Source organism: Pedobacter cryoconitis (assembly GCF_014207135.1).
Classification (GTDB): domain Bacteria; phylum Bacteroidota; class Bacteroidia; order Sphingobacteriales; family Sphingobacteriaceae; genus Pedobacter; species Pedobacter cryoconitis_D.
The window spans coordinates 355,817-371,251 of sequence record NZ_JACHCC010000005.1 but is presented as its reverse complement, the minus strand read 5'-3'; the positions used below and the strand labels follow the sequence as shown (position 1 = coordinate 371,251).

The following is a 15,435-nucleotide window of genomic DNA, read 5'->3' as shown; positions in this document are numbered from 1 at the left end:
TTTCTTTGTGTAAAAACCAATCCTCATGAAACCATTTTCTATTGTACTTCTTTTTCTTTTGATGGTTTGTCAAAATGTTTATAGTCAGCAATATAAAGTTGCGATAGAACCCTATCCTGGTCTGGTGAAGGCCGATGCCCGTTTAATTTTAAAAACGGGTTACCTGGTTGTACCTGAAAACCGGAATAGGCCTGATGGACGGAAGATCAAAGTCCCATTCTTATTTGTACGTAAGCCCGAACAGGACCCGCGAAAAAACATCTTATTATACACTACAGGAGGACCAGGATATAGTACAACTGCCAATATAGATAGCATAAGCTATAATTCCGGTTTTTTAAAGTATGGTGGCTTTATAGCCTTTGACCAGCGTGGTACCAAAAGAGCGCAGCCTTGTCTGGATTGTAACGAGGTAGCCGGAGCAATTAAACGCAGTTATACAGAAGGGAAAAACAGGGATAGTCTGGTTCTGGCGGCAGTCAGCATATGCCGGGAACGCTTTACCAGTCAGGGTGTAGACCTATCCGCTTATAATACCATGGAGAGTGCTGAAGATATCAATGATCTTAGATTAGCCTTAAACATAGATTCGCTTAATCTTGTGGGTATATCATATAGTGGAGGACTGATGCTGACGATGGTAAGGAACCACCCCGAAGGAGTCAGGAGCCTGATTTTAAATTCTCCGCTTCCTGGTTATGTGAATTTCGAAGAACATGGTTTATTGAATATTAATGAAGCGCTGGAGCAGGTGTACCGTAATTGTAAGGAGGATTCTTTAGCTACAGGATATGAAAATTTAAAATCCCGTTTCCAGCAATACCTGATGACTGTTACGGGTAAGAAATTCACAATCTCCTATAAGGAAAAGGGGAGCAGAGATAGTATTCGTGTTGCTTACACCAAAAATGAGTTGCTTGATGCGGTTGTTAACCGGTTAAATACAAGGCAGGTTAAAACTGTACCCGCTGTGATGCTTGACCTGATCAATGGCAAACAAGATAACTATGTAAGGGAAGTGCTCGATGGGTATTTCAATGGTGATGCTGCTATTTCTCTTGGAATGCGGTATTCTGTTTACTGCTCCGAACAAATAGCCTATTCGGACCCTGATCTGGAAAAACAGCAGGATCTGGTCGTTCCATGGCTTGCCGGATATTCCTTTAACAATGTGACTCACGCGATATGTGATTGCTGGAAAATAAAACCTGAACCTAAAATTGCCAAGGCTCCTGTTTATTCTAAAGTCCCTGCATTGATTTCGGCTGGTGATATAGACCCGGATTGCAGACCTTTTTATAACAGATTGATTAAACGTTATATTCCTGGTAGTCAGCTTCTGATCATACATGATAAGGGACATGCTCCTGGTTTTACTGTAGATGGAACTGACTATATGAAAATTTTCATGGACAATCCATACCAGAAAATCATTTCTCAATCGAAGAATGTAATTGTGGAATAAGAAAGGATTTCCTTTTTATAATAAAGAATACTCAGGAAGTTCCTCGAAAAACAGGAACTGCGAGGCCAGATGGTCAATCTGTGCGTAACAATGCTTCAAGCCATTGGTCACCACAAGCCATTTGGCTTTATGTACCGAATTATATCTGGCAGCCTGATCAAATACCCCCTGAGAAATTTTAATGGACGGAGCTTTACACTCTATGACCATGATTCTCTCACCACCTGTATTAAAAATAACAATATCTGTTCTTTTCTGAAGCTGGTTTAAACTCAGCCCGCCTTCAATCTGTATCAGCGATTTCGGGAATTTCTTTTCTTTAATCAGATAATGGATAAAGTGCTGTCTGACCCACTCTTCAGGTGTCAGGACAAGATGTTTCCTTCTTATTTCATCAAAAATAAAATACTGTTCTTCCTTCTGGGTGATCCGGAAAGGATGATGTGGTAAATTCAATGCGGTGGGGGTAAATGCCATTTGTGCAAAAATAACCTTTAAAAATTAGTAATTAGCCGTTACATTTGGATAATTATGACTGCTGCTGATATTATCAAAGACCTCAAAGCTAAAAAATTCAAGCCTGTTTATCTTTTGCATGGTGAAGAACCATACTATATCGACCAGATTATTCATTATATGGAAGACCATATCCTGAATGATATGGAGAAAGGGTTCAACCAGACTGTATTATACGGTAAAGATACAGATATGGCTACGATTTTAAATGCGGCGAAACGTTACCCGATGATGTCCGACTATCAGCTGATCGTCGTCAAAGAAGCCCAGGACCTGAGATGGTCAAAGGAAACAGAAGGCAGCAGTAAAGAAGCTGAGTTTATCCAGAATTATTTTGAGAAACCACTGGCCAGTACCATTCTTGTACTGGGGTATAAATATGCCAATTTTGATAAACGTAAGAAGATATTCAAATCAATTACCAAAAGTGGTGTTGTATTCCAGTCTGATCCGGTAAGGGATTACAAGCTGGCACAATGGATTGAAGAGCTCGTGAAAGAAATGGGGGCGAAGATTGCACCTCAGGCATCGGCTTTAATGGCCGAATATCTTGGGGCCGATTTATCGAAAATATCCAACGAGATTGAAAAATTACTGTTGAATATCAGTAAAGAAACTATCATTGATACCGATCTTGTACAACGGAACATCGGGATCAGTAAAGAGTATAACGTTTTTGAATTACAGAAGGCACTGGCAACCCGCAATGCGCTGAAATGTAACCAGATTATCAATTATTTTGCCGATAATCCGAAAGCCAATCCAATGGTAATGGTGATGGCAAACCTGAACAGCTATTTTTCCAAAATACTAAAATATCATTATTTGCAGAACAAAGGGGATGCCGCGAAAGAACTGGGCGTAAACCCTTATTTCGTTAAGGACTATGAAGCTGCGGCCAGAAGTTACAGCCTGAATAAAACATTTGATATTATCAGTCTGCTCAGAGAATATGATCTGAAGAGTAAAGGCGTTGACAGCACCGGTAATATAACCGACGGTGAGCTTTTGAAGGAACTGGTCTTTAAGATGATCCACTAGTATTCAATTTGTGTTATTTATTTAACCACATATCCTTTCTCTTTTATTAGTTTTGGATTCAAATATTTAAAACCGGGGAACCTCTTTCCGGGTACTATAGCATAACAGATACACGATGAATTATTTCTTAGTCAAATCAGAACCATTTAAATATAGCTGGGAACAGTTTAATAAAGACGGACGTACTTTTTGGGACGGTGTACGCAATTATCAGGCACGTAATAACCTCAAATTAATGAAAGAGGGTGATCTTGTTCTTTTTTACCACAGTAATGAAGGTAAAAATGTAGTCGGAATTGCAAAGGTAGTCAGAGAGTTTTATCAGGACCCTACTACTGATGATGCCAACTGGGTAGTGGTTGACCTTTCTCCTGTAGAGGCGCTGAAAAATCCGGTTTCATTGGAACAGATTAAAGCTGAAGAAAGTCTTAAAGATATCTCACTGGTCAGACAGGGACGTTTATCGGTCATGGAACTGAAAGCTACTGAATTCGATAAGATACTTGAAATGGGTAGCTAGGCAGGCTGCTCAGCTTTGACCATTTTCTTACTGGCCAGCAGGCCGATACTCATCACTAAACTCGATCCCAGTACAACAAGGAAGAGAAAAGAAGTGCCTATCTCAGGTATTTTTAAGGATGGGGGTAAATTATAATACAACAAGATACTGATCAGTCCGCGGGGAGCAATAACGCTCTCCGTGCCACTGTTCTCTTTCCTGAATAATTTCAGATAGATGATCCTGATCAGATAGATCGTCATCAAAATGAAGATCCCGTTCATAATGGTGATCCCATTATTCAACTCATAGATATTCATCGTAAAGCCAAAAATCACAAAGAAAAAAGTCCGGATAATAAAGGCTGTTTCTGCGGATAACTGATGCAGCTGTTCCAGGTCCTTAGACAGGTTCTGATAAATGAAAAGACTTCTGAAATACACATGTTCAATGGTATCCGCATTATTCAGGAACAGACCAAATGAAAGGATCAGCACCAGAGAGGACAGGTGATAGGACTGCCCTACAGCATAGACCAGGATCAGGATAGAAATGATCAGGAAAAATTTAATATGATGTGATATCTTTCCCATCAGATACAAAAGTAAAATACAGGCAATTACGGATAAGATCAGGATGAGACCGGTACTCATGGCTAGCCCAGTAAATGAAGAGACTGAGATATGCGGATTGGAGACGGCGAAATTAAACAGGATAATCCCCAGAATATCTGAGAATGAAGATTCGTAGATGATGAACTCTTTACTTTTGCCGGTTAAGGCAGCTGCCGATGGAATGGCAATAGCCGAACTGATTACACTGAAAGGGATGGCATTGGTAAAACAATGATAGAAATCCTGTCCTGTGATCTGCCGGATAATTAAAGTGATCACCGATACAGTGGCCGCCAGGATGAAAAAAGCAGAGAAAAAGGCTCCCCTGATTAATTTATTCTTTTCTCTTTCATATCTGAGTTCAAGCGCGCCTTCAAAAACAATCAGGATCAGACCCACTGTACCCAGCGTTGGCAGAACTTTTAGAAAGTCAAAAGTCTGGAAGTGCAGCTGATCAACCAGGACGCGTAATCCGATGCCCAGTAACAGCAGCAGTAAAACCGAAGGTAATTTTGTTTTGCTTGCAACCAGATCAAATAAATAAGAAAATATGACCAGTCCGCTCAGAATAATCAATGTAGTGTACGTGGTCATATTTTAAATTTAAGCTGGATTATTCGTTGAAAAATAGGGCCTTTAATTCGATAGCATCATTAGGCTTCATTTTACCAGCCAGAACCAGGCGTAGTTGTCTTCTTCTTAACGCACCGGCAAATAATTCTATTTCGTCTTCTGTTTCAGGTAACAACTCAGGAACAGGAATTGTTCTGCCGCTCTGGTCTACAGCCACAAAAGTATAATAAGCTTCATTGGATTTTACACGGCTTCCTGAAGGAATATTCTCAGCCCATACATCCATGCGAACCTCTAAAGAGGTATGAAAAGCACGGGTTACTTTGGCTTCAATCGTAATCACGTCGCCTAATTTGATTGGCTGTTTAAATGATACATTATCAACCGAAGCAGTAACGACAATCCTGTTACAGTGTTTCTGTGCGGAAATCGCAGCGGCGATATCCATCCAGTGCAGTAATCTGCCACCCATTAAATTGTTTAGTGTGTTGGTATCATTGGGTAGAACCAATTCATTCATAACTGTGAAAGAGTTGGTAGGATTTTTAACTATTGTGCTCATATTACTGCAAAAGTAAACAAAATAAAGACTTCGTGGTTATCCTATTATTTCCATCTCATTAAGCTGATGTCTGTTTATGCGTAATCAAACCTTGCTCCAATATTTCCATTGGTATTATCACGACGAAGAAAAATTATGGCAAAGAGCTGCAAGTCAGGCTGCCTCACTGAAAGAAACAGGAATAACCGGTGTATGGTTCCCACCTGCCTATAAATCTACTGAAGGGGCTAATTCTCCCGGGTACGATTGTTATGACCTGTATGATCTGGGAGAATTTGATCAGAAAAACAGTATACCCACCCGCTACGGAACAAAAGAGGAATATACGACAGCCATCAATGCGCTACATGAACAGGGTATAATCGTTTTGGCCGATGTGGTATTTAACCATAAAGCAGGGGCTGATGAGCTGGAAAAAGTAGCTGTCCGCAGAGTGGCAGAAGAGAACCGGGAAGAGTATATCTCTGAGGTTTTTGAAATTGAAGCCTGGACCAGATTTACTTTTCCGGGCAGAAATGGAAAATACTCTGAATTCATCTGGGATAAAAGCTGTTTCAGTGGAATTGACTGGGCAGAGGACTTACAGGAAACGGCTATATTTTCTATACAGAATGAACATGGTGAAGGCTGGGGCGATGTGCCTTCAAAGGAAATGGGTAATTATGATTACCTGATGTTTAATGATATTGAATTCAGGAATAAAGCGGTTCGTGAAGAACTGAAAAGATGGGGGGAATGGTATTACGAAAGTTGTGGGATAGATGGGTTCAGACTGGATGCCGTCAAACATATTGATTCGGATTTTCTGATAGAGTGGGTGGATCATCTGAAAGCAAAATTTAACAGGGATTTCTTTATTGTTGCTGAAAACTGGGTCATAGACGATGTGAAGCACCTGAGAGATTATATTGAGCTTACCGGAGGAAAGATGCAACTGTTCGACTCCATGCTGCACTATAATTTTTATGCTGCGGGAAACACTGGAAATGAATATGATCTGAGTAAAATATTTGAAAATACGCTGACAGAATCTAATCCCCAGCGGGCCATTACCTTTGTGGATAACCATGATTCACAACCTTTACAAGCCATGGATTCGTATGTTGATTTCTGGTTCAGGCCATTGGCCTATGCGCTGATCCTGTTCAGGCAACAAGGGATCCCCTGTGTATTTTATCCCGATTTGTATGGGGCTGAATACACTGATCATGATGCCGAAGGAAATGAAGTTCATGTGGAGCTGATTGGGGTGAATGATCTTCCACTGATGCTCAGGATCAGGAGAGATCTTGCCTTTGGTTTTCAGCGTGATTACCTGGATCATCCTGATTGTATTGGGTGGACAAGGGAAGGTATACCAGATGCAGCAGGATCCGGACTTGCAATTGTTTTAAGTAATGGCGGAGATGGTGCCAAAAAAATGGAAATGGGCAAAGGCCATGCAGGCAAAATATTTGTCGATGCCCTGGGGCACCGGGCAGAAGAGATTGCTATTGATGAAAACGGCTGGGCAGAATTTTTTTGTAATGCCGGTAGTGTATCTGTCTGGGTTATAAAAGCAGGCTAGTGCTGTATTGTACTGAATAAACTGTATCCGATCAGTTCATCCCATCTGCTGCCAGGTCTGCGGTAATAAACAAAAGCCTGGTAGTTGTTTTCTGTTTCAAAGAAAGAACCTTCCAGCACAGTCGTATCGACATTTCCGGTCGTCTTATCTTTCCAGACATATTGATAATCGTAGAGACCTTGTTTTAAAAAGAGATTAGTATAGAATCTCTTTTTGGAGGTATTATAAGTTAACTTGTTTTCGTCAGTCAGTGTATAATTGTTGAACCTACCAACCACATAGATATCTCCATTGGTTCCCGGAGCTGCAACATTCAGCGTAAACTGAACCCGTCCATAATCACTGTCTGTATCGTTATCCCTGTTGTCCTGGTTACGAATAAAGAAAGCGCCATTCTCATCAATCTGTTGTGTATACCTGACTGCACTGCCATTGACATCGGTGAATAACAGAATATTGTTTGTGCTGTCAGTAAACAGGTCCTGTACATGTTCAGCTTTGTAACGCAGACTGCGGAAATCGAATTTTCTGAATTCATTACTTCCTTTAAAATCGTTTCCATCCAGTTCATTATAGATCAGGGAGCCCGGCTTAACATAAGTCGGTTTGGCATTTAGTTTTGCTGTCAGCGGATTTCCGTTCTGCATTAAAACCAGTTTAACATCCTGATATGGGTTCTGGATTGGATTAGGGTGCACTACAGTAATATTGATCTTCTGATTGCTTGTCCTTAAGGATACCTCGTTACTTGGGGTTACCTCTGATTTGATATTGACCTGTTGATCGACGATATAAAAACGCTGAGAACAAACTGCTTTTTTAGGATCTCCGTCTTCATAGACTTTTAACAGGTAATTACCCGAGATCCTGGGTTTGATCTGGTCGTTAGGAAAAGTAAGCGTGTAGTGTGTGAATTTCTGGAGTGTTTTGGAAGAATAGGCATAGTCGATGATCCGGTCTTCATTCATGCCGTCCAGATAATCCAGGACAGATAAACCGGAAGATTTCCAGTCGTAGGTACAATGTTCTACGGTATACCAGTAATTTTTACTTCCGCCCCGCAGGTCATCAAAAGAAAAACTCAGTTTTTCTGATGAACCAAGGGTGAGCTCGGGAATGGATTGCTCTTTTTGTGTGTTGTAAAGCTGTACAGTTTTAATATACGGCGAATAAACCTGGTTGTCGTAGGTGAATTCCTGTTGTGCCTGCACAAATTGCAGACTAAACAAACACAAAAAGAGCAATATTCCTGATTTGATCATTAGTTACTTTCTAATTCCATAATTTCAGCTGCAAGATTCTCCCATTTTTGCTGGGCATTATCTAACAGTTGTTTAGCGCTAACATATTTTTTATTTGCTTCGGCCAGTTTTGTCTGATCGCTGTATACTGCTTCATCAGCCAGTTCAGTCTCAATGGCTTTTACATTTTTTTCAAGCTCTACGGTTTCCTGTTCTATCTTCTGTAACTGGTCATTCAGTTTTTTTAACTGCTGCTGACTGCTTACGGTAACAGGTTTTGCTTCCACCTTTGGTTTGATTTCCTTCTCTTGTTTGACAGGGATATTTTTTGCCGGTGGAATTACTCTTTTGCTGTTCCAAACTTCATACTCTGCATAAGTGCCTGGGTATTGTTTGATTTTTTCTTCTTCAATGAACCATATTTTGTTGGCTACATTATCTAAGAAGTACCTGTCGTGGGATACCGCTATAAATGTTCCTTCAAACTGCTGCAATGCCTGGATCAGAATATTTACTGATTGTATGTCCAGGTGATTGGTTGGCTCATCGAGGATCAGGAAGTTGGAATCTGTAGTCAATGACTTGGCCAAAGCAACCCTTGATTTTTCTCCTCCTGAAAGGACTTTAATTCTTTTAAATACGTCATCACCTGTAAACAGGAAACAACCCAGAATAGAACGAAGTTCTGTATCTGTATGTTTAGGCGCAAAAGCCTGTAATTCTTCGAGGATAGTATTGCCCAGGTGTAAAGACTCCAGCTGATGCTGCGCAAAGAAAGTAGTCGTTACGTTATGGCCTGTTTCACAGGACCCTTCAAATTTTTCTACACCGGCAACCATTCTTAAAAGGGTTGACTTACCTTTACCGTTGGCACCGATTAAAGCAATTTTATCACCTTTCTCAATTACTGCTTCTGCATCCTCAAGGATATCGATGTTCGGATATTTCTTGGTTGCATGCTCAATCCGGATCACGTGACGGCCCGATGGCTTGGTAAATTTAAAACTGAAGTTTACTGTTGGGTTATCATCATCAACATCTTCGACACGTTCCATTTTATCCAGAGCTTTCATACGGGATTGTGCCATTTTAGCTTTACTCGCCTTAGCCTTGAAACGTTCAATCAGTTTTTCTTCCTGTTTGATTTTAGCCTGCTGGTTTTTGAATTCTCCTTTTTGGATTTCTCCGCGCAGAGATTTCTCTTCCAGGTAATAGGTGTAATTTCCGGCATAGGTAGTCAGTTTTCCTTTGCGTGACTCCACTGTACGGTTTACAATCTTGTCCAGGAAATACCTGTCATGGGAAACAATGACGATAGCGCCTTCAAATCCGGCCAGGTAACCTTCCAGCCATTTAATAGAGGGTAAGTCCATGTGGTTGGTCGGCTCATCCAGTAACAGGATGTCAGGTGTCTGTAAAAGGATTTTAGCCAGCATGACACGCATACGCCATCCCCCTGAAAATGTATTCAGCGGACGGTGCTGATCTTCTGTACTGAATCCAAGACCTGCAAGGATCTCATTTGCTTTGTATTCAATGCTATATCCGTCCAGTGCTTCAAACTCCTGCTGTTTATCGCTCAGTCTGTTCAGTACCTCTTCGGAATAATCTGTTTCTATTTTTCTTAAAAGTTCTTCAATCTCATCATGTATCTGGTTCTGGCGTGTAAAAGCCTCCATTGCAACATGTAAAATGGTATGGTGAGATTCATAAGAAAGTAAATCCTGGTTTAAATAGCCTATTTTTAAATCTTTAGACATGGAAACCGAACCTGATGAGGGTGCGTATTCTCCTACTATTATTTTTAAAAGTGTAGATTTTCCCGTTCCATTGGCGCCAATAAGGCCAATTCTCTCTCCCGGTTTGATATGCCAGTTCGCCTCGTCGTATAAAGCCCGGGAACCTATAAGGAATGTTAAGTCGTTTATCGAAATCATGTTGGTGCAAAAGTACGATTTTTAGGCGCAAATTGTTTGTACACTTGCATATAGCAGCGAATTTCTACGTTTTTATTACAAGATTATGCTGTTTATGACCTAAAAGATGAATCGTGTAATTGTAATCCTATGAAATCGTTCCTATCTTCGCGTTTATGTATCGTCTAATCAAGCCTATATTTTTTAAATTTGACCCTGAAAAAGTTCATTATTTCGTAGTCCAGAGACTAAAATGGTTTCATGAACACTTTCCTTTGGGCAAAACTATCATCCGGAGCAGTTTTGATATCCATATCAAAGGTCTGGAACGTGAGGTTTTCGGAATAAAATTCAGAAATCCCGTAGGTCTTGCTGCTGGTTTTGATAAAAACGGAGAATATATTGAAGCGCTGAGCGATCTGGGCTTTGGTTTTATTGAAGTAGGAACAGTGACACCATTACCCCAGCCGGGTAATGATCAGCCGAGGATGTTCAGGCTCACTGAAGATGAAGCTATTATCAACAGGATGGGTTTTAACAACAAAGGGGTAGATACGCTTGCTGAACGGCTCAGGGTCCTGAAGTTAAAAGATAAGAGTATCGTGATTGGCGGAAACATCGGAAAGAATAAAAATACGCCAAATGAAGACGCTGTTTCTGATTATGTAAAGTGTTTTGACCGGTTATTCGATGTGGTAGATTATTTCGTAGTGAATGTGAGTTCTCCGAATACTCCAGGACTCAGGGCTTTACAGGAGAAAGAGCCTTTAACCTTGTTGTTGAAGACCCTACAGGAGCGTAACCATAAAGACGGGGTATCAAGACCAATTTTATTGAAAATTGCACCAGACCTGACCAATGAACAACTGGATGATATTGTTGAAATTGTGATGGAAGCAGGTATTGCTGGGGTTATTGCAACCAATACAACCATTAGCAGAGAAGGTTTACATACGCCGGCAGAGATAGCTGGTGAAGCAGGAGGATTGAGCGGCAGGCCGTTGACCTTACGCTCTACAGAGGTCATCCGTTACTTAGCGCAGAAATCGAATAAAGCTTTTCCTATCATAGGAGTAGGAGGGATTCATTCTCCGCAGGATGCAAAAGACAAACTGGAAGCAGGTGCTTCGCTGGTTCAGCTATATACAGGATTTATTTATGAAGGTCCTGGAATCGTGAAAAGAATTTGTAAAGCTTTGGTTTAGTCAAAGCTTTACAAATTCGGCATAAAAAAAACCTTTCTGAGTGTTCAGAAAGGTTTTTTTATGCTCGTGTTTTAGGAACTTATGCTCTTAAAGCAGCAGAAAGTTGATCTAATAAAAGATTGTTTTTAAATAACTGATCTTTTTTAGATTGTTGTGAACGACTACCTAATTCAATGTTTGTAGCCAGTTTCAAAGTTTTAACTTCTAAACGTGAAGTTGTTTTATTCTTTCTGTCTTTTCTTTTTAGTCTTGTAACTGCCATGGTCTTAACCTTTATTTTTTTAATTTATACAAATCTGGAGGTCGAGAGCGGATTCGAACCGCTGTACAAGGTTTTGCAGACCTCTGCCTAGCCACTCGGCCACTCGACCTGTTTAAATTCAGGTTGCAAAAATAGCAATTAATAGTTAATGTGCAATTTATTTCTCAAAATTTCTTCGAATATCTGAGCAAAAGATGGCTGCGGATACTGCAACGTTCAATGACTCAGCCTCTCCAACCCTTGGAATGGTTACCGGATAATTTATCATTTTATTGATTTCAGGGCTCACTCCTTGTCCTTCATTCCCTAAAACTACCAGACCTTCTGTTCCCCATTGGGTTTCATAAAGACTATTTCCATCCAGCATAGCACCAAAAACAGGAAGGTTCAGGTCTTTCATCCATACTGTCAGATCCTGATAACTTACATTTACCCGGCATAGAGAACCCATAGTTGACTGCACCGTTTTGGGGTTATAGACCTCAACGGTATTCAAAGAACAAATCACATTTTTAAAGCCAAACCAGTCGGCTGTACGGATAATCGTTCCCAGATTTCCGGGATCCTGTACACCATCCAGAACCAGTGAGAAATTATTGCGGAGTGTACTTCTGTCGAATATCCGGGTTTCGGGGATATAAACCAGTGCCAGAATGCCTTGTGGCGCCTGTAAAGTACTAATCTTCTCTAATTCGGCGTTGTTTACTTCAAATAACTTTATATTTGGTGGTAATTTTGGTAGTAAAGACTGGTGTTGTTCCAGAAAATAGATACTATGAATCTGGTAAGATGAAGGGATGAATTCGATAATCGATTTAATTCCTTCGATGATAAACAATCCGTGCTCTTTACGAAATTTTTTTTGATGTAATGATTTTATAAAACTTACCTGTGACTTTGAAAGCATATTCTATTGATAAAAAGAAATTCCAGTTTCCCGCAATATTACTATTTATTATTCTTTTTGTTACCGCCTGCTCTTCTACAAAATTTATAGAGCCGAACCAATCGATTGTAAAAGTAGTTCATATAGACAGCATTCCTGATAAATTAAAGGAGGAAGCGATGAACTATATTCAGAAAGATATCCGCCCTGCTTCCCGTCTTGGGATCAATGTAGGTTTATACAATGTTTTTTACACTTTGTTCAAGACTAAGTCAGTCGGTAAGAAGGCCCCGGTACTGGATAGTACACTGGTCGAGATTTCCAGAGGGCAGGTAGAGAAGTTTCTGATGAGCAAAGGTTTTTTTATGGCCAAGGTCAAAGCAGAGATCAAAGTGAAAAACCAGCGTGCCCAGGTAGATTTTATTGCTACCCCGGGACCCGCATTTTTTATCAATAAAATCACTTACAATATTCCGGACAGTACTATTAAAGATCTGTATCTGTATAAAAAGAGTTTTGTCACCCATTTACATGAAAAGGTTCAGTATGATGACGATTCTCTTTCATTGGAAAGGGAACAGATTTACCAGATGATGAAACAGCATGGGTATTATGATTTCTCCCGGCCTTACGTGCGGTTTGAGGTCGATACTGCTTTGAATAAGAGTAAAGCTAATGTGACGCTCTTTATCGATACTCCTGCTGGTAATGCTAAACATATCCAATATGTGATTGGTGAAACCAATATCATCATCGCTCCTTCAAGTGCTGGTTTTACAGATTCGATCACCTTAAATCCGCGCATTGCCAAAGGGGTCCGTTTTACAGATCAGTCTAAACGTTTCAGGAGAAATCCGATAGTGAGGTATGACTTTTTGAAACAAGGTGAGACTTATGATATTTCTAAGGAAAACCTCACTTACGATCGTTTGTATGGACTTAATGTCTTTAAGAATGTAAAGATTGAGTATACCAAAGCAAAGGATAGTTCGAATAAACTAGACCCCTGGATTCAGTTAACCCCTCAAAAGAGGATGAGTAACAGGATAGAGGGAGAGGTTCCTTTTAATGCAGGTACGGTTGGTTTTACGCTCAGCAATACCTATACAAATAATAATATTTTCCGCGGAGGAGAACGTTTTGAATTTCAGATCAAAGGAGGACTTCAATCCAGGATAGGACAGGGAGGTTCGTTGTTCAGTGATATTTATCAGCGTGATTTTTCATTGAGTGCCAATCTGGCTGTACCCAGGCTGATGGTTCCCTTTAATATTCCACTGATGGGTAAGAATGGGATGCCATATACGACCTTCTCTACGAGTTATGTGTATGCGCTGCAGCAGGATTTCTTTGTGCGCAGGGTTTTCCTGAACTCTATCACCTATGATTGGGTAGAGACTAAATCGAAATTGCATTCTTTTACGCCGTTGAATTTTGAATACAGATTTGGCGGGTTGCTGATTGATACAACTACTGCGAGCGGGCAAGCCCTTGTTTTGGCCAATGCCTACAATATAAACCTGCTGACCAGGAAAGATCTTACTTTAGGGATGAAGTACGCTTACTCTTTAAATGCAGACAAATTATTACTGAACAAAAGTTTTGTTTACTTTAGGGGGAACATCGATATGGCAGGTAATATGCTGTATGGGCTATCCCGGATTATAGATGGTAAACATAATCCTGCTCAGGGAGATTACGCTAATATTTTAGGTTTGCCTTTTAACCAGTATATCCGCCCGGAAATTGATGTAAGATGGTATAAAAGCCTGGGAGTGGATAAGCAGTTTGTCGCACGTATCAATGCGGGGGTGGGTTATGCTTACGGTAACTCTACTGATGTCCCTTTTGAGAAATTGTTTTTTGCTGGTGGAGCGAGTGGGGTCAGAGCCTGGCAGGCAAGAACCCTGGGCCCCGGGAATTATAACCGTGGAATAAGTATTCCAGATGAAGCAACGCGAAAGACATTGTATGGTATAGATCAGTTGGGACAGATGCATATTGAAGCTAACCTGGAATACCGTTATAAACTGATTGATAATTTCTTTGGTGCGAAGCTGAAAGGAGCTGTATTCCTCGATGCTGGTAACGTTTGGAATATATCACCTGGAAGTACACATCCTGAAACTTATTTTAAGTTTAATAACCTGCAAAATCAGCTTGGGATAGGTACAGGGATGGGATTAAGGTACGATCTGCAATACTTCGTATTTAGATTTGACGTAGGTCTTAAATTGAGGGACCCACAGTTTGAACCTTCTCAGCAATGGGTGATTGAGAAGTTATTTAGTGGAAGGAAAGCGTTTCAGGATAAATATTATTCACAAAACAGTCCGGATCAGTACCGGTTTTTTCAATACAATTTCGGAATAGGGTTGCCTTTTTAATATGAACCCTTTGATAAAAGGCTACGTATAAACCATGATAGAAGGAGTGCGAGGCCACCTTTTTCCTAAGGCAAAAGGTGGCCTGAACGTGGGGTAATGGTGGCCTTATGGTGGCCTTTTGTCGAACAGTCTCAAAGACTACTCCCCACTAAATATACAGTGAATTCTAAATTAAATTTTTCAGGCTGTCAAATATCGTTTCGAAGAAAGTCGAAAGATTGAGTCCGTTGCTATGGTTAAAGTAAATAAAAACCAGGAGAATAACTACAGCCAGGATGATCAGTTTACGGAAAGCAAATGCAATGAAGACAAGGAACAGTGGGATAAGAACCAGCCACAGGCTATTGATGGTGAAAGGATTCAGGCTCCCGTCTTTTTTATAAACATACAACAACTTACTGTGAGTGCCTTTATCGTTCTGATGTTTGACATAAACAAAAGCTGATTTGTCTAGTTGTAGAGGGAGTACGGCTACGCCATCATTGAATTTAAGCGTTTGAGTAAATCCACTGACTGTAAATGTATATAAACCATTGATCTTCTCCAGAGGTTGGTCCAAAGAATCCGCTGCGATGATGGCAAGTTTGCTGTTTTTTAATAAACTCTCTTTGACAATGAAATTGTTGATGTCTGCTTTTTGAGCATAACCAGAAGTTGACATCAGTAAGAAGAGCAGGCAATAGTAAATTGATTTCATTGAT

14 protein-coding genes and 1 tRNA gene are annotated in these 15,435 nt (G+C 40.4%); 6 read left to right on the top strand and 9 right to left on the bottom strand.

Going from position 1 to position 15,435, the window contains the following annotated elements; translation table 11 throughout:
- Positions 1–25: 25 nt before the first annotated feature.
- Positions 26–1,465, top strand: a complete 1,440-nt coding sequence (locus HDF25_RS11360) for an alpha/beta fold hydrolase (RefSeq protein ID WP_184624875.1) — start codon at positions 26–28, stop codon at positions 1,463–1,465.
- 15 nt (positions 1,466–1,480) lie between these two features.
- Here HDF25_RS11360 and HDF25_RS11355 read toward each other — a convergent pair whose 3' ends face one another.
- Positions 1,481–1,942 (bottom strand): type I restriction enzyme HsdR N-terminal domain-containing protein, encoded by a 462-nt coding sequence (locus HDF25_RS11355; protein ID WP_184624874.1) that lies wholly within the window; start codon positions 1,940–1,942, stop codon positions 1,481–1,483.
- 54 nt (positions 1,943–1,996) lie between these two features.
- Here HDF25_RS11355 and holA point away from each other — a divergent pair, with 54 nt between their 5' ends.
- Together holA and HDF25_RS11345 are read left to right on the top strand one after the other, a co-directional pair.
- Positions 1,997–3,022 (top strand): DNA polymerase III subunit delta, encoded by a 1,026-nt coding sequence (gene holA, locus HDF25_RS11350; RefSeq protein WP_184624873.1) that lies wholly within the window; start codon positions 1,997–1,999, stop codon positions 3,020–3,022.
- A gap of 115 nt (positions 3,023–3,137) precedes the next feature.
- Positions 3,138–3,542, top strand: a complete 405-nt coding sequence (locus tag HDF25_RS11345) for an EVE domain-containing protein (RefSeq protein WP_184624872.1) — start codon at positions 3,138–3,140, stop codon at positions 3,540–3,542.
- On the opposite strand, the gene HDF25_RS11340 is transcribed toward HDF25_RS11345, so the two are convergent.
- Positions 3,539–4,729 (bottom strand): sodium:proton antiporter, encoded by a 1,191-nt coding sequence (locus tag HDF25_RS11340; RefSeq protein WP_184624871.1) that lies wholly within the window; start codon positions 4,727–4,729, stop codon positions 3,539–3,541. The genes HDF25_RS11345 and HDF25_RS11340 overlap by 4 nt on opposite strands.
- Before the next feature lie 19 nt (positions 4,730–4,748).
- Positions 4,749–5,270 carry an acyl-CoA thioesterase gene (locus tag HDF25_RS11335; protein WP_184624870.1) on the bottom strand — a complete coding sequence of 174 codons (522 nt, stop codon included), beginning with the start codon at positions 5,268–5,270 and terminating at the stop codon, positions 4,749–4,751.
- A 76-nt stretch (positions 5,271–5,346) separates the two neighbouring features.
- Between HDF25_RS11335 and HDF25_RS11330 the strand changes: the two genes are divergently transcribed.
- Positions 5,347–6,837, top strand: a complete 1,491-nt coding sequence (locus HDF25_RS11330) for an alpha-amylase (protein ID WP_184624869.1) — start codon at positions 5,347–5,349, stop codon at positions 6,835–6,837.
- On the opposite strand, the gene HDF25_RS11325 is transcribed toward HDF25_RS11330, so the two are convergent.
- Positions 6,834–8,099 carry a DUF5103 domain-containing protein gene (locus tag HDF25_RS11325; RefSeq protein WP_184624868.1) on the bottom strand — a complete coding sequence of 422 codons (1,266 nt, stop codon included), beginning with the start codon at positions 8,097–8,099 and terminating at the stop codon, positions 6,834–6,836. The genes HDF25_RS11330 and HDF25_RS11325 overlap by 4 nt on opposite strands.
- A complete protein-coding gene (locus HDF25_RS11320; RefSeq protein ID WP_184624867.1) occupies positions 8,099–10,015 on the bottom strand; it encodes an ABC-F family ATP-binding cassette domain-containing protein in 1,917 nt (638 codons plus the stop codon). The genes HDF25_RS11325 and HDF25_RS11320 overlap by 1 nt, the downstream gene beginning before the upstream one ends.
- Before the next feature lie 155 nt (positions 10,016–10,170).
- Here HDF25_RS11320 and HDF25_RS11315 point away from each other — a divergent pair, with 155 nt between their 5' ends.
- The gene (locus tag HDF25_RS11315; RefSeq protein ID WP_184624866.1) at positions 10,171–11,199 is read left to right on the top strand and encodes a quinone-dependent dihydroorotate dehydrogenase; all 1,029 of its coding nucleotides are present in this window, start codon (positions 10,171–10,173) and stop codon (positions 11,197–11,199) included.
- A gap of 79 nt (positions 11,200–11,278) precedes the next feature.
- Here HDF25_RS11315 and HDF25_RS11310 read toward each other — a convergent pair whose 3' ends face one another.
- The 3 genes from HDF25_RS11310 to HDF25_RS11300 all read right to left on the bottom strand — a co-directional run bounded on the left by HDF25_RS11310 (position 11,279) and on the right by HDF25_RS11300 (position 12,368).
- Entirely contained in the window at positions 11,279–11,461 is a 183-nt protein-coding gene (locus tag HDF25_RS11310) for a spore protein (RefSeq protein ID WP_184624865.1), read from the bottom strand.
- A gap of 35 nt (positions 11,462–11,496) precedes the next feature.
- A tRNA-Cys gene (locus HDF25_RS11305) sits at positions 11,497–11,570 on the bottom strand.
- Between the two features lie 48 nt (positions 11,571–11,618).
- The gene (locus HDF25_RS11300; RefSeq protein ID WP_184624864.1) at positions 11,619–12,368 is read right to left on the bottom strand and encodes a TrmH family RNA methyltransferase; all 750 of its coding nucleotides are present in this window, start codon (positions 12,366–12,368) and stop codon (positions 11,619–11,621) included.
- Between HDF25_RS11300 and HDF25_RS11295 the strand changes: the two genes are divergently transcribed.
- Entirely contained in the window at positions 12,353–14,734 is a 2,382-nt protein-coding gene (locus tag HDF25_RS11295) for a BamA/TamA family outer membrane protein (protein WP_317618203.1), read from the top strand. The two genes, HDF25_RS11300 and HDF25_RS11295, sit on opposite strands and share 16 nt — an antisense overlap.
- A gap of 166 nt (positions 14,735–14,900) precedes the next feature.
- Here HDF25_RS11295 and HDF25_RS11290 read toward each other — a convergent pair whose 3' ends face one another.
- A complete protein-coding gene (locus tag HDF25_RS11290) occupies positions 14,901–15,431 on the bottom strand; it encodes a hypothetical protein (protein WP_184624863.1) in 531 nt (176 codons plus the stop codon).
- Positions 15,432–15,435: the final 4 nt, after the last annotated feature.

Bases quoted from the DNA above. Each gene is read 5' to 3' on its own strand.
- HDF25_RS11360 (WP_184624875.1), top strand. From the start codon at position 26: ATGAAACCATTTTCTATTGTACTTCTTTTTCTTTTGATGGTTTGTCAA.
- HDF25_RS11355 (WP_184624874.1), bottom strand. From the start codon at position 1,942: ATGGCATTTACCCCCACCGCATTGAATTTACCACATCATCCTTTCCGG.
- holA (WP_184624873.1), top strand. From the start codon at position 1,997: ATGACTGCTGCTGATATTATCAAAGACCTCAAAGCTAAAAAATTCAAG.
- HDF25_RS11345 (WP_184624872.1), top strand. From the start codon at position 3,138: ATGAATTATTTCTTAGTCAAATCAGAACCATTTAAATATAGCTGGGAA.
- HDF25_RS11340 (WP_184624871.1), bottom strand. From the start codon at position 4,729: ATGACCACGTACACTACATTGATTATTCTGAGCGGACTGGTCATATTT.
- HDF25_RS11335 (WP_184624870.1), bottom strand. From the start codon at position 5,270: ATGAGCACAATAGTTAAAAATCCTACCAACTCTTTCACAGTTATGAAT.
- HDF25_RS11330 (WP_184624869.1), top strand. From the start codon at position 5,347: ATGCGTAATCAAACCTTGCTCCAATATTTCCATTGGTATTATCACGAC.
- HDF25_RS11325 (WP_184624868.1), bottom strand. From the start codon at position 8,099: ATGATCAAATCAGGAATATTGCTCTTTTTGTGTTTGTTTAGTCTGCAA.
- HDF25_RS11320 (WP_184624867.1), bottom strand. From the start codon at position 10,015: ATGATTTCGATAAACGACTTAACATTCCTTATAGGTTCCCGGGCTTTA.
- HDF25_RS11315 (WP_184624866.1), top strand. From the start codon at position 10,171: ATGTATCGTCTAATCAAGCCTATATTTTTTAAATTTGACCCTGAAAAA.
- HDF25_RS11310 (WP_184624865.1), bottom strand. From the start codon at position 11,461: ATGGCAGTTACAAGACTAAAAAGAAAAGACAGAAAGAATAAAACAACT.
- HDF25_RS11300 (WP_184624864.1), bottom strand. From the start codon at position 12,368: ATGCTTTCAAAGTCACAGGTAAGTTTTATAAAATCATTACATCAAAAA.
- HDF25_RS11290 (WP_184624863.1), bottom strand. From the start codon at position 15,431: ATGAAATCAATTTACTATTGCCTGCTCTTCTTACTGATGTCAACTTCT.